The following is a 13,051-nucleotide window of genomic DNA, read 5'->3' on the forward strand; positions in this document are numbered from 1 at the left end:
CTCCCCGTCCCGTCCCCCCGCACCGCACCCGCCACCGTTCCAGGCGCCCTGCACCGCGCCGGTGACCCCAGCGCCCGGGCGAGGCGGGAAGATCTCGACCAGATCCTCGCCGACCTGGCCCTCGCCGACCGGCTGCCCTTCACCGACGTGCCCGAGCCGTTGCCGCCCCGTCGCGTCCTGCTGACCGGGGCGACCGGCTTCCTCGGCGGTCACATGCTGCTCGACCTGCTGCGGCACAGCGACGCCCACGTGTACTGCCTGGTCCGTGCGGCCGACCTGGAGGCGGCGACCGAACGGCTCGGCGCCCAGCTGCGCAGCTACCGGCTGCCGTGGTCGTCGGAGGTGCGCCGGCGCGTCACCGTGCTGCCCGGCGACATCCGCCGCCCCCGCCTCGGCCTCACCGACGAGCAGTGGCACACCCTCGCCCACGAACTCGACAGCGTCGTCGGCGTGGCCGCCGCCGTGGACTTCCTGCGCGGCTACCAGTCGCTGCGCTCCAGCAACGTCCTGGGCACCCTCACCCTCGCCGAACTGGCCGCGACCGGCCGACCCAAACCACTGCACCACATCTCGTCCGTCGCCGTGTTCAACGAGGTGGGCATCACCTCCATGGGCGAGGACGACCCGCTGGCCCACGTCGACCGGCTCGTCTCCGGCTACGACCAGTCCAAGTGGGCCGCCGAGGTCGCGCTGCGCCGCGCGCGCGACCACGGACTCGTCGTCACCGCCCTGCGCCCCGGCGGGATCGGCGGGCACACGAAGACCGGCGCCTACAACCCGCAGGACCTCAGCAGCGGCCTGATCTCCGCCTTCGGCCGCTTCCGCACCGTACCGGCGTTCCGCTACCTCAACGCGGCCCCCGTGGACTGGGTCAGCCGGGTCGCCGTCGCCACGGTCTGCGAACCCGACGCCTGGGGCTTTGACTACAACCTCACCGGCGTGCCCAACACCCTCGACGACGTGGTGCGGGACATGGCCCTGGGCGGTATGCACGTACGCGTCCAGGACTGGGACGAGTGGCGCGCCGACGCCCTCGACCGGCTGAAGGCCGAGCCGGTGCCCGAACTCGCCTTCCTCTCAAGGGTGTTGCAGAGTCCCACCGCGCTGAAGCTGTGCGAGGCCACCCTGCAGGGCCCGGCCGCCGAGGCGGAACGCACCGACGCCCTGGTCGCCGCCCTGGGCCTGCCGCCCGCGGCGCGGTACGACGCCCAGGCCCAGCTGAAGACCTTCGAGAAGCTCGCCGGCGACGGCCTGGCCCGGCTGCCGCACCGGGACGACCAGCCCTACCTGTGGTTCGCCGAGACGACCGAGGGCACCGTGGGGCCGGTCGGCGCTACCGCCACCACTCCCTGCTCCATGGCGCTGACCCTGTCGATCGCGAGCATGTATCAGCTGGTCAAGGAGCGCCGGGTGGACGTCGGCGGCGAGGTGACCTGCCCGGCGATCCACGCCGAGCCGCTCACCGTGGAGCGCGGTGACGTCTGGGTCCGCCCCGAGGAGGGCATCCCGCAGCGGCACGGACTGCGCCACCAGCTGCTGCGCTACCGGCTCACGCTGCGCGACGCGGACGGCGGCGTGTGGTGGCTCGAGGGCCGCAAGTACGCCCGCGCCCGGCGGGACCTGTGGCGGCAGACCCGCGCGCTCACCGTGGAGATCGGCCGCGACGGCGAGGCGGCGAGCCTGCTGGGCGAGGTCGTCGTGCCCGCCGACTCCTACGTCCGCGACCAGATCGACGGCATCCGGGTCGACCCGCGCCTGACCGCCCAGGAGAAGCGGGCCGCCAAGCTGACCTGGCTCGCCTGGTTCGGCGTGGAGATGGGCCGCGGACTGCTCGCCCCCTTCGCCCGGGCCGCCGCGGACCTGCTCGACCTGCGCCGCACCACCACCCTCACGGAGCCGAACCGATGATCTTCAGGACCAAGCCCTCCAGGACGGCCCGGCCGGCGCTCCGCAGGGTCCGCACCACCGTGGCCCCGCGCCCGCTGCGCCACCGCCTCGACCCCGCCCGGGTCGAGGAGATCCCGTTCCGCACCAGCGACGGCGTCCGGCTCGGCCTGACCCGCGTCGACAGCGGCGACCCGACCCGGCCCGCCGTCCTGCTCCTGCACGGCCACACCGCCTCCGCCGACATGTTCCTGCTGCCCGAGACCCGGAACCTGGTCGACGTCCTCCTCGACGACGGCTACGAGCCCTGGCTGCTGGACTGGCGGGGCAGCAGCAGGTTGCCGTACAACGAGACGGGCCGGCGCTACACCTACGACGACGTGGCGCTCCACGACATCCCGGAGGCCGTCGCTCACATCCGGCGGCGCATCGGAGACCGGCCGCTGTTCGTCGTGGCCCACTGCATCGGGTCCCTCACTCTCTCTCTGAGCCTCACGGCCGGGCTGGTGCCGGGGCTCGCCGGCGTGGTCTCCCAGGGCGTCTTCCTGACCCCGAAGCTGGCCGGCCGCACCTCGCTGCGGATGTCCGTTGCGGGGGAACTGCTGAAGACCCGGATCGACCACATCCCGGTCGACTTCCGCCGAGTCGGCCTGTGGTCGAAGTACACCCCGCTGTTCGCGCTGGCCTCCCGCGGGGCGGACTGCCCCGACCCGACCTGCCAGATCCTGCACCACTCGGCCTGGGGCACCGGGGCCTCGCTGTTCGTCCACGAGAACCTGCACCGCACCACCCACGACCGGCTCGCCGAACTGCTCGGCCCCGCCCCGCTGTGGATCCTGCCCCACCTGCGCCGGATCGAGCTGGCCCGCAGCGTGGTGCGCTGGAACGACACGGACCTGCGTTACCGGGCCCTGCCGCCGAACGCGCTGGACGCCGCCGACCGCATCGACACCCCCGTCCTGCTGCTCTCGGGCAGCGAGAACGGGCTGTGGCTGGACTCGCAGCGGCTCTGCCACGAGGTCCTGGCCCGCCGGCAGCCGCAGCTCGACGTCTCGTACACCGAGATCCCGGGCTACGGTCACCTGGACACCTTCCTGGGGCGCGGAGCGGCACTCGACGTCTTCGGGCACATCCTGGAATTCCTCGGCGGACACCGCTGAGATTCCCCCGCGAAGGCCGGTGACGGCGGGCCTCGCGGCCCGTTACCGTACCGGTCAGTAACCCGAACGCACCCAGGAGGCCCCCATGCCGCAGCTCGACGTCGACGGCGCCGTACTGACGTACGACGACGAGGGCCCCCGGGACGCCGTGGACGTGCCGCTGGTGTTCGTCCACGGCTGGACCGCGAATCGGCACCGCTGGGACCACCAGCTGGAGCACTTCCGGGCCGGCCGGCGGGTGATCCGGCTCGACCTGCGCGGGCACGGGGAGAGCACGGGGGCCGGGGTGCGCACCATCGCGGAGCTGGCGACGGACGTCCTCGCCCTCCTCGACCACCTCGGCGTCGAACGGTTCGTGCTGGTCGGCCACTCCATGGGCGGGATGATCTCCCAGACCATCGCCCTCGCCCACCCCGAGCGGGTGGAGCGCATGGTGCTGGTCAACTCCATCGGCCGGATGACCTACAGCCGCGGCCGGGGCCTGCTCATGGCGGCCTCCACCCTGGTGCCGTACAAGATGTTCGTGGCGACCAACATCCAGCGGGCGTTCGCCCCCGGCCACCCGCGCGAGGAGATCCGGCAGTACATCCGCTCCTCCGCCGGGACCCCGCGCGAGGTCGTCATGACCCTGTACGGCGCCATGCGGGCCTTCGACCTCCTGGACCGGGCCGGTGAGATCCGCACGCCCACCCTGATGATCCACGGGTACCACGACGTCCAGCTCCCGGTGCGGCAGATGCTGCGCATGGCGAAGGCCTACCCGGACGCCGAGGTCCGGATCATCGACGCGGGCCACGAGCTGCCGGTGGAGAAGCCCGCCGAGCTGACCGCCGCGCTGGACCGCTTCCTCGCCGGGAAGGGCTGACCCGGACGCCGCTTGGCGAAGTTTTTGCATGTGGCCTGTTCCCGGTGCCCCGGCCCGTTGCCGGGGCGCTCCCTCACCCTCGCGCGGGCAAAACGCGGCCGAAACCACGGGGGAGCGCAGGCCGCCCCGGACGCGCCCGCGTTGACCGCCGCCCGAGCCTGACGGACGCTCGTCATATAGGTGCTCGATACAACTGGTTCGGCGGACGTCCTCCCCCCACCCCGGTTCACCCGCGTGAGCGAGGGGCCGGCCGCCGACCGGAGGCAGGAGGCTGGGGCATGTGCGGCATCACCGGGTGGGTCTCCTTCGACCGCGAGCTGACCGCCGAGGCCGGCGCGCTGCACGCCATGACCGAGACCATGGCCTGCCGCGGACCCGACGACCGGGGCACCTGGGCCGAGGGCCCCGCCGCCCTCGGCCACCGCCGGCTCGCCATCATCGACCTCCCCGGCGGCCGCCAGCCCATGTCCGTCCGCACCCCCGAGGGCGCCGTCGCCCTCGTCTACTCCGGGGAGACGTACAACTTCACCGAACTGCGGCGCGAACTCACCGGCCGGGGCCACCGCTTCACCACCGACTCCGACACCGAGGTCGTGCTCCACGGCTACCTGGAATGGGGCGACGCCGTGGCGGAGCGGCTGAACGGCATGTACGCCTTCGCCGTCTGGGACGCACGCCACGACCGGCTGGTGATGATCCGCGACCGCATGGGCGTCAAGCCCTTCTACTACCACCCCACCGCCGACGGCGTCCTGTTCGGCTCCGAGCCCAAGGCGATCCTCGCCAACCCGCTGGCCCGGCCGCGCGTCGGCGCGGACGGGCTGCGCGAGCTGTTCACCATGGTCAAGACACCCGGGCACGCCGTCTGGGACGGCATGCGCGAGGTCGAACCCGGGACCGTCGTCACCGTCGGCCGCACGGGCCTCGCCACCCGCGTCTACTGGCGGCTGCGGACCCGGCCGCACACCGACGACCGCGACACCACCGTCGCCACCGTGCGCTCGCTCCTCGACGACATCGTGCGCCGCCAGCTCGTCGCCGACGTCCCGCGCTGCACCCTGCTCTCCGGCGGCCTCGACTCCTCCGCCATGACCGCGCTCGCCGCCCGGCAGCTCGCCGAGCGGGGCGAGAAGGTACGCAGCTTCGCCGTCGACTTTGTCGGCCAGACCGACAACTTCGTCGCCGACGAACTGCGCGGCACCCCCGACACGCCCTTCGTGCACGACGTGGCGGAACTCGCCCGCACCGACCACCAGGACATCGTCCTCGACGCCCGGTCCCTCGCCGACCCCGCGGTGCGCGAGCGGGTGATCCGCGCCCGTGACCTGCCGGCCGGCTTCGGCGACATGGACACCTCGCTGCTCCTGCTCTTCCGCGCCATCCGCGACCAGTCGACGGTCGCCCTGTCCGGCGAGTCCGCCGACGAGGTCTTCGGCGGCTACCTGCAGTTCTTCGACGAGGAGGCCCGCCGCGCCGACACCTTCCCCTGGCTGGTGCGCTTCGGCCGCCGGTTCGGCGACGACACCGACGTGCTCCGCCCCGACCTCGCGAAGTCGCTGGACCTGGAGGGCTACGTCGCCGACGGCTACCGCACCGCCGTCGCCGGCATCCAGCGTCTGGAGGGTGAGAGCGACTTCGAGTACCGGATGCGGCAGATCTGCCATCTGCACCTGACCCGCTTCGTCCGCGTCCTGCTCGACCGCAAGGACCGGATGAGCATGGCCGTCGGCCTGGAGGTCCGGGTGCCGTTCTGCGACCACCGGCTCGTGGAGTACGTCTACAACACGCCCTGGTCGCTGAAGTCCTTCGACGGCCGAGAGAAGAGCCTGCTCAGGGAGGCCACCGCCGACGTCCTCCCGCGCTCGGTGTACGAGCGGGTCAAGAGCCCGTACCCGTCCACCCAGGACCCCCGCTACGCCCGCGCCCTGCAGGACCAGGCCAGGGAACTCCTGGCCCGGCCCTCCCACCGCGTCTTCGACCTCGTGGACCGCGAGCGGGTCCGCGCGGCCGCCGAACGCGAGACCCCCGTCAGCACCCAGGTCGGCCGCCGGGGTCTGGAACGCACCCTCGACCTCGCCCAGTGGCTCGACCTCTACACGCCGGAGCTGGACCTCAGCTGACCCTCAGGGCCCGGTCGGCGGCCGCCGCCGTCGCCTGCCACCAGGTCGTCACCGGCTCCCACACCCGCACCCGGCTCCCGGTGCCGAGCCGCGCGGCGGTGAAGGTGGCGCCCCACTGCGAGGACGACGCGGCCACCGTGACCGAGTCCGCCCGGCGGACCTGGGGGTCCGCCGGGTCGCCGATGGTGCGGACGGCCGCGTGGGCGGTGACGCCCGGCCGCAGCAGGTACGTCCCGCCGCCGCCGCGCGGCACCGGCAGCGCGGCCCCGTCCAGGCCGCCGAACGTCACCGTGGGCACGCGGTCCACGACGCAGGCGCGGGCGCCCCGGTTGGTCACGCCGACGCGCACCACCCTGGGATCGGCGGGTACCGCCTTCGCCCGGATCGTCAGCGCCTTCTCCGCGCAGCGCGGGGGCGTGGCACGGGCCGGCGCGGCCTGGCTCTGCGGCGCGGTCAGCAGCAGCGCGGTGGCGGCGCAGACCGCGAGTACGGCGATGGTGGAGCGGATACGCATGACGGGTTCCCCCTGTCGCGGTCGCGTACGGGTACGGCGGGCCGGGGCGCGCCTGCCCTGTGTGACGTCCGGGCCGGCCGAGAGGTTTCCGGGACGCGCTCCTGTCACCCGTTCGCACCACACCTGGGGTCAGTCGGAGGAGTTCGTGGTGGAGCCCCAGCCCTCGCGGTCCGCGGAGCAGGAGCTGCCGCCGGCGGGCAGGGAGCCGTAGAGCAGGAAGTCGTCGATCTTGCGGTGCACACAGATCGACGAGGAGTAGCCGGTGTGCCCGTCGCCCTTGTTGTCGAGCACCACGGCCGACGGGCCGAGGCGTGCGGCGGTCTCCACCGTCCAGCGGTACGGCGTGGCCGGGTCGCCGCGCGTGCCGACCAGCAGCATCCTGGCCGAGTGCACGTCCTTGACCTCGTCCCGGATGTACTTCGTGCCCTTGGGACGGCCGTAGCACATCAGCAGCTGGGACAGCCGGAAGCGGCCGAAGACCGGTGACGCCTGCTCGTAGGCGGCCCGCAGGTCCTTGAGGTCCGCGGCGATCCGCGCCTCGCCCGGCCGGTCCGGGTCGTCCGCGCAGTTGATCGCCATCAGCGCGGCCGGCAGGTTGTCCGCCGGGACGGCCTCGGCGTCCACCAGACCGCCGTCCACGCGCTGCCGGTCGCCGCCCTTGCCGGCCCCCGGCTGCCGGACGGGCAGGGCGGAGCCGGCGCCGGAGGTGAGGCCGAGCACGCCCCGGGTGTCGCCGTCGTTCACCAGCGAGGCCAGCGCCCGCTCCAGCGTGGGCCACAGCTGCTTGCTGTAGAGGGCCTGCCCGATGGCGGCCACCAGGTCCTGTCCGGAGAAGGCGCCGCCGAAGTCCGCGGGCACCGGATTCTCGTCGAGCGAGCGCACCAGTCGCACGACCCGGTTCCCGGCCGCGCGCCGGTCCTGCCCGAACGGACAGCCGAGGTCGGTCGTGCACCAGTCGAGGAAGTCGTCCAGTGCCGTCTGCTGGCCCTGGGCGCCCGCCACGCCCTGCTCGGACAGCGGCTCGGTCAGGGTGTCCACCCCGTCCAGGACCATCCGGCCCACCTGGTGCGGGAACTGCGCGGCGTACACCGCGCCGAGCCGGGTGCCGTAGGAGAAGCCCAGATAGTTGAGCTTCTTGTCGCCGAGGGCCGCGCGGACGACGTCCATGTCCCGGGCGGCGTCCACGGTGCCTATGTGGCGCAGCACCGGCCCGGAGTTCCGGGCGCACTCGTCGGCGGCCTGCCGCAGCCGCTTCAGCACGCCCTGGGGGCGGTCCAGGTCGAAGCTCTCGGCCGCCACCGGCAGGGCCGGGTCGCCGCCCTCGCCGCAGCTGACGGGGGAGGAGCGCCCGACGCCCCGCGGGTCGAAGCTGACCACGTCGTAGCCGTTGGTCAGGTCCATGAAGTCCTTGCCACCTGCGGCGAGCGCGTTGACGCCCTGGCCGCCGGGACCGCCGAAGTTCAGCAGCACCGAGCCCCGCGACGGGCCGGTGGCGCGGTAACGGGCCAGCGCGAGGTCGAGGGTGCCGGCACCGGGGTGCGCGTAGTCGAGCGGGACGGTCACTTTCGCGCACCGCAGGTCACTCGGCATGTCCGGGCCCTCGCAGGCCGTCCAGGCCGGCTTCTGCCGGTAGAAGCGCGCAAGGTCGGGCCGGGGCGCGTCGGCGGCCGCCGTGGGCAGCCCGGCCCCGAGCAGGGCCAGAGTGAGGACCCCGGCTCCCGCGCACCGCCGCAGGGCGGGCCGTGTGGAGAGCTTGGCCAGCATGGATCGCCTCCCGGGGCCCACCCGTCGCGGACCGGGGCGCGCCCTCGCTCACCATAAGCGGGGCTGATGAGGGTCGCCTCCGGAGGAGCGGGACCACGCCCGGCGGCCTACACTTCGCACCTTCCGGTGTGATCAATGATTATTCGATGGCTTTACAGGTGTTTCGAAGAAACATGTCACTCAGTGGGGTGAAAGATTGATTGGCCATAACTTGGGCGGTTCGCCTGCGTTGTAGCGGATGCGGGTGAGTGCCCGCGACGTTGTCTGGAAGGCAGGAAACCTATGAGACGGGCTACCCGAAACGGTGTGTTCGCGGTCGTCGCGGCCTCCGGTGCGATGGCCGTGGCCATGCCGGTGACCGCCGCTTTCGCGGCCGACGGAGCCTCCGCCGACGGTGCGGCGGCCGGCTCACCCGGAGCGGTCTCCGGGAACACCATCCAGCTCCCGGTGCACGTTCCGGTGAACGTGTGCGGGGACACCGTGAACGTGGTGGGGCTGCTCAACCCCTCGTTCGGCAACCGCTGCGCGAACGGCGGCGGGTCCGGGACGGCCGGTTCGGCCACGTCCGGCTCCGTCAGCAAGGGCGGCTCGTCGGCACACGGAACCGCCGCCGACTCGGCCGGCGCGGTCTCCGGCAACGGCGTCCAGCTCCCGGTCCACCTGCCGGTGAACGTCAGCGGCAACAGCGTCGACGTGGTCGGCGTGCTCAACCCGGTCTTCGGCAACCAGTCCGTCAACAACCCGGTCGAGCAGCCCACCCCGCCGACGACCGCGACGCCGACGCCGCCGACCCGGAAGCCGCCGGTCCCGACCCGGTCCCACCCCGTTCCGCACACGCCCGAGCACGTCACGCCCCCGGCCCCGCGGCCGTCGGTGGAGACCCTCGCCCACACCGGGGCGGACCTGACGGCGCCCGCGGTCGCCGGCAGCGCCGCGCTCGTGCTCACGGGTGCGGCTCTGTACCGGCGCTTCGGTCCCCGCCGGACCCGCTGATCGCGCTCTCGTGACACGACGGCCCCACCGGACGCCGGACCGATGGGGCCGTCGGCATGCGCGCAAGCGGTGGACGCCCGGGTCGGGCAACGGCCCGGGCGTCCACACGCCCGCGCCGACCTCCCGCACCACAGCACGTTTTGAGGCGCACAACGGCCGATGCGCCCATGGTGCGGCCCGGGTTGATCGGCGAGGATGCTGCGGTGCGGCCGCCGTGCGGGCGCCGCGCGGCCCGCCCGAACCCCGCGGGCCGGTCCCTCACCGGCCCCAAGTCCCCGCCATGGAGCGCACCGATGACCCACCCGGCCCCGCAGGACCTCGTCGTCACCCAGGCCACCCTCGCCGACTGGCCGGTGATCAGCGGGTGGGCGGCGGCGGAGGGCTGGAACCCGGGGCTCGGCGACGGCCATGCCTTCTTCGCCCAGGACCCCGACGGGTTCTTCCTGGGCCGCATCGACGGTGAGCCGGTGTCGGCCGTCTCCGTCGTCACCTACGGCTCCGACTACGCCTTCCTCGGCTGCTACCTGGTCCGCCCCGACCTGCGCGGCCGCGGCCACGGCCTCACCACGTGGAAGACCGCCCTCGCCCACGCCGGTGAGCGCACCGTCGGCCTGGACGGAGTCGTCGCCCAGCAGGACAACTACCGGCTGTCCGGCTTCGAACTCGCCCACCGCACCATCAGGTTCACCGGCGTCGCCGCCGGAGGCACCGCCCCCACGGGCGTGCGCCCCGCCGGTCCCGGCGACCTCGCCGCCGTCACCGCCTACGACAGCGCCTGCGTACCGGCCGACCGCCCGCGCTTCCTCGCCGAGTGGCTGTCCCACGACGGCCACCGTGCCCACGTCCGCCACGACGGCGACCGCCTCACCGGCTACGGCGTGATCCGCCCCGGCCACGACTGCCTGCGCATCGGCCCGCTCTTCGCCGACACCGCGGACGACGCCCGGGCCCTGTTCGCCGCGCTCACCGCCGACGCCGCCGGCCGCGAGATCGCCGTCGACGTCCCCGAACCCAACGCCGAGGCCGTGGCGCTGGCCCTGGAGGCGGGCCTCGGCGCCTCGTTCGAGACCGCTCGGATGTACACCGGACCCGTCCGCGACCACGCCCGGGAACGCGTCTTCGGGGTCACCACGCTCGAACTCGGCTGAGCCGGCCGGGGGCCGGGCCCGCCCCGGTCAGCGGGCGCCCGCGTGGCAGCGGCGGTGCAGCTCCCGCACCTCCTCGACCAGCTCGGGCACCGGCCCCTCGGCGGCCGTGCCGGGAGCCACCTCGTTGACGGGGAGCGGCCGCACCGGAGCCTCTGGTACCCCCAGGTCCGACAGCCAGGAGCCGAGTTGCTCGGACGAGGCGATGTACACGATGCGGCCGAGCCCCACCCAGGCGTGCGCCGCCGCGCACATCGGGCAGTGCTCGCCCGAGGTGTAGACGGTGGCGCCGGCCCGTTCCCCGGACGTGAGGTGGGCGGCCGCCCAGCGGGCGAGCTCGAACTCCGGGTGCCGGGTGCGGTCCCCGCGGCGGCCACCCGGTTGCGGTCCTCGGCCAGGACCGCGCCGTCGGCCGTGACGAGCACCGACCCGAAGGGCTCGTCACCCGCGTCCAGCGCCTCCCGGGCCGGCTCCACGCACCGGCGCGGAAAGCCGAGTTCACTGTCCTTCACCATGGGGACCGCCCTCCTCGCAGGATGGTCCTCGGCTGGTCCCCGGCGGCCCGGGGCACGGCCACCGAGGGTGGCACAGGCACCGGAGTCCGGGCGGGCGCCGCACCGGTCCGCGGTAATTCCGTTGCCCGGTCCGCCGGCGGATGCTGGAGTGAGGGCATGGATCACGCCGCGGTGCTCGCCCTCTACGACCGGGACATGCGGGAGGGCGCCGCTCCCGACGGGCCGGGAGCCCGCGTCGAGCGCAGCGGCGCCGTGGTCCGGCAGACCGCCGGCGCGCAGGGCTGGAACGGCGTCCTGTGGTCCGCGCTGGACGAGCGGTCGGCGGACCGGGCGATCGACGAGCAGATCGCGTACTTCGGCGCCCTGGGCCACGACTTCGAGTGGAAGCTCTACGGCCACGACCGACCGGTGGACCTGGGCGCCCGGCTGACCGCCGCCGGATTCCGGGCCGAACCCGAGGAGACGCTGCTGATCGGCGACACCGCCGAGGTCATCCGGCGCTCCCCGGACCCCGGGCCGCCCGACGGCATCCGGATCGTCAGGGCCACCGATCCGGCCGGGGTCGACCTGGTGGTGCGGGTGCACGAGAGGGCCTTCGGCACCGACGGCACCCGGCTGCGCCACCGGCTCCTCGCGCGGCTGGACGCCGATCCGGGCACGGTCGTCGCCGTGGTCGCGCTCGCCGGCGACGAGCCGGTGAGCGCCGCCCGCATGGAACTGGTGCCCGGCACCCGCTTCGCCGGCCTGTGGGGCGGCGGCACCGTCGAGTCCTGGCGGGGCCGGGGCGTCTACCGTGCCCTGGTCGCCCACCGGGCCCGGGTAGCCGCCGCCCACGGCCACCGGTTCCTCCAGGTGGACGCCTCGCCCATGAGCCGGCCGATCCTGGAACGGCTGGGTTTCCAGGCGCTCAGCACCACGACCCCCTACCTGTACGGGAGTTGACGGCCGCCTCGGCGGTGGGAGTCCGCGGGGCGAGATTGCCGGGACTTTATGTTCACCGGGCCGACATGCCATGTACCTTTCAACGAGTCGACGCGTGTAGAACCCTCAACCCCGTTCTACGCGCGCAGATTTTGGCGCCGCACTGCCTCTCCCCACCCCACATGGAGGTTCGCCGGATGCTTGGATCCTGGAGATCCCGCCGCAGACTCACCACCGCCCTGGCCGGACTCGGGCTGTTCGTCACCTCGACGGCCCTGCAGGTCGGCACGGACGCCACCCCCGCGCACGCCGCCACCACGCACCGCGTCCTGTTCGACAACGCCCACGCCGAGACGGCGGGCAACGCGGACTGGATCATCTCCACCAGCCAGCCCGACCCGCTCGGCCAGAAGTCCTCCCCGTCCGCCGAGACCGACTGGACCGGCGCCCTGTCCTCCTGGGGTGTGGCCCTGCAGAAGACCGGCGGCTACAGCCTGAAGACGCTGCCCTCGGGCTCCAGCCTCAGCTACGGCGGCTCGTCCGCCACCGACCTGTCGAACTTCGACACCCTGGTGCTGCCCGAGCCCAACACGCTGTTCACGACGGCGGAGAAGACCGCCATCATGACCTTCGTGAAGAACGGCGGCGGCCTGTTCATGATCTCCGACCACACCGGCGCCGACCGCAACAACGACGGCCAGGACGCGGTCGAGATCCTCAACGACCTGATGACGAACAACAGCGTCGACTCCACCGACCCGTTCGGCTTCTCCATCGACTCGCTGAGCATCGGCTCCGACTACCCGTCGGCCATCAGCGACAGCACGAACCCGGTGCTCCACGGCTCCTTCGGCACCGTCACCAAGAGCCTGATCGCCAGCGGCACGACGGCCACGCTGAAGCCCGCCGACAACTCCGCCGTCAAGGGCCTGCTCTACCGCACCGGTTACTCGGGCAACACCGGCGCCTTCTTCCTCACCAGCACCTTCGGCAGCGGCCGCGTCGCCTTCTGGGGCGACAGCTCGCCGATCGACGACGGCACCGGCCAGTCCGGCAACACCCTGTACGACGGCTGGAACGACTCCGGGGCCACCAACGCGGCCCTCGCCCTCAACGCCACCGCCTGGCTGGCCGGTTCCGGCACCAGCGGCGGGGGTGGCGTTGAGGGCG

At 73.4% G+C, this 13,051-nt stretch carries 10 protein-coding genes and 1 pseudogene; 8 read left to right on the forward strand and 3 right to left on the reverse strand.

The annotated features are described in order from the left end of the window. The 4 genes from V7E45_RS01330 to asnB all read left to right on the forward strand — a co-directional run. The coding region (locus tag V7E45_RS01330) for a thioester reductase domain-containing protein (RefSeq protein ID WP_333772168.1) at positions 1-1,908 on the forward strand (1,908 nt) is incomplete at its 5' end. Continuing rightward, complete coding sequence (locus tag V7E45_RS01335) at positions 1,905-3,044, forward strand: alpha/beta hydrolase (protein ID WP_333772169.1); 1,140 nt, start codon at positions 1,905-1,907, stop codon at positions 3,042-3,044. The genes V7E45_RS01330 and V7E45_RS01335, both read left to right, overlap by 4 nt. Positions 3,045-3,129: 85 nt before the next feature. After that, the gene (locus tag V7E45_RS01340; RefSeq protein ID WP_333772170.1) at positions 3,130-3,909 is read left to right on the forward strand and encodes an alpha/beta fold hydrolase; all 780 of its coding nucleotides are present in this window, start codon (positions 3,130-3,132) and stop codon (positions 3,907-3,909) included. A gap of 278 nt (positions 3,910-4,187) precedes the next feature. Beyond that, the gene (gene asnB / locus V7E45_RS01345; RefSeq protein WP_333772171.1) at positions 4,188-6,029 is read left to right on the forward strand and encodes an asparagine synthase (glutamine-hydrolyzing); all 1,842 of its coding nucleotides are present in this window, start codon (positions 4,188-4,190) and stop codon (positions 6,027-6,029) included. On the opposite strand, the gene V7E45_RS01350 is transcribed toward asnB, so the two are convergent. Together V7E45_RS01350 and V7E45_RS01355 are read right to left on the reverse strand one after the other, a co-directional pair. Continuing rightward, entirely contained in the window at positions 6,022-6,543 is a 522-nt protein-coding gene (locus V7E45_RS01350) for a DUF4232 domain-containing protein (RefSeq protein WP_333772172.1), read from the reverse strand. The genes asnB and V7E45_RS01350 overlap by 8 nt on opposite strands. Positions 6,544-6,672: 129 nt before the next feature. Then, positions 6,673-8,307: an alpha/beta hydrolase gene (locus V7E45_RS01355; RefSeq protein ID WP_333772173.1), complete on the reverse strand. Its 1,635-nt coding sequence runs from the start codon at positions 8,305-8,307 to the stop codon at positions 6,673-6,675. Positions 8,308-8,589: 282 nt separating this feature from the next. On the opposite strand from V7E45_RS01355, the gene V7E45_RS01360 reads away from it, so the two are divergent. Beyond that, the gene (locus tag V7E45_RS01360; RefSeq protein WP_443055894.1) at positions 8,590-9,300 is read left to right on the forward strand and encodes a chaplin; all 711 of its coding nucleotides are present in this window, start codon (positions 8,590-8,592) and stop codon (positions 9,298-9,300) included. A gap of 293 nt (positions 9,301-9,593) precedes the next feature. Further along, entirely contained in the window at positions 9,594-10,448 is an 855-nt protein-coding gene (locus V7E45_RS01365; protein WP_333772175.1) for a GNAT family N-acetyltransferase, read from the forward strand. Between the two features lie 27 nt (positions 10,449-10,475). Here the strand turns inward: V7E45_RS01365 and V7E45_RS01370 are convergent. Continuing rightward, positions 10,476-10,960 (reverse strand): annotated as a pseudogene (locus V7E45_RS01370) (nucleoside deaminase). 156 nt (positions 10,961-11,116) lie between these two features. Here V7E45_RS01370 and V7E45_RS01375 point away from each other — a divergent pair. Next, positions 11,117-11,902 carry a GNAT family N-acetyltransferase gene (locus tag V7E45_RS01375; protein WP_333772176.1) on the forward strand — a complete coding sequence of 262 codons (786 nt, stop codon included), beginning with the start codon at positions 11,117-11,119 and terminating at the stop codon, positions 11,900-11,902. Between the two features lie 176 nt (positions 11,903-12,078). Beyond that, the coding region (locus V7E45_RS01380) for a hydrolase (protein WP_333772177.1) at positions 12,079-13,051 on the forward strand (973 nt) is incomplete at its 3' end.

The sequence above is a fragment of the Streptomyces sp. IBSBF 3136 genome, assembly GCF_036815105.1.
In the GTDB taxonomy this organism is placed as follows: Bacteria; Actinomycetota; Actinomycetes; order Streptomycetales; family Streptomycetaceae; genus Streptomyces.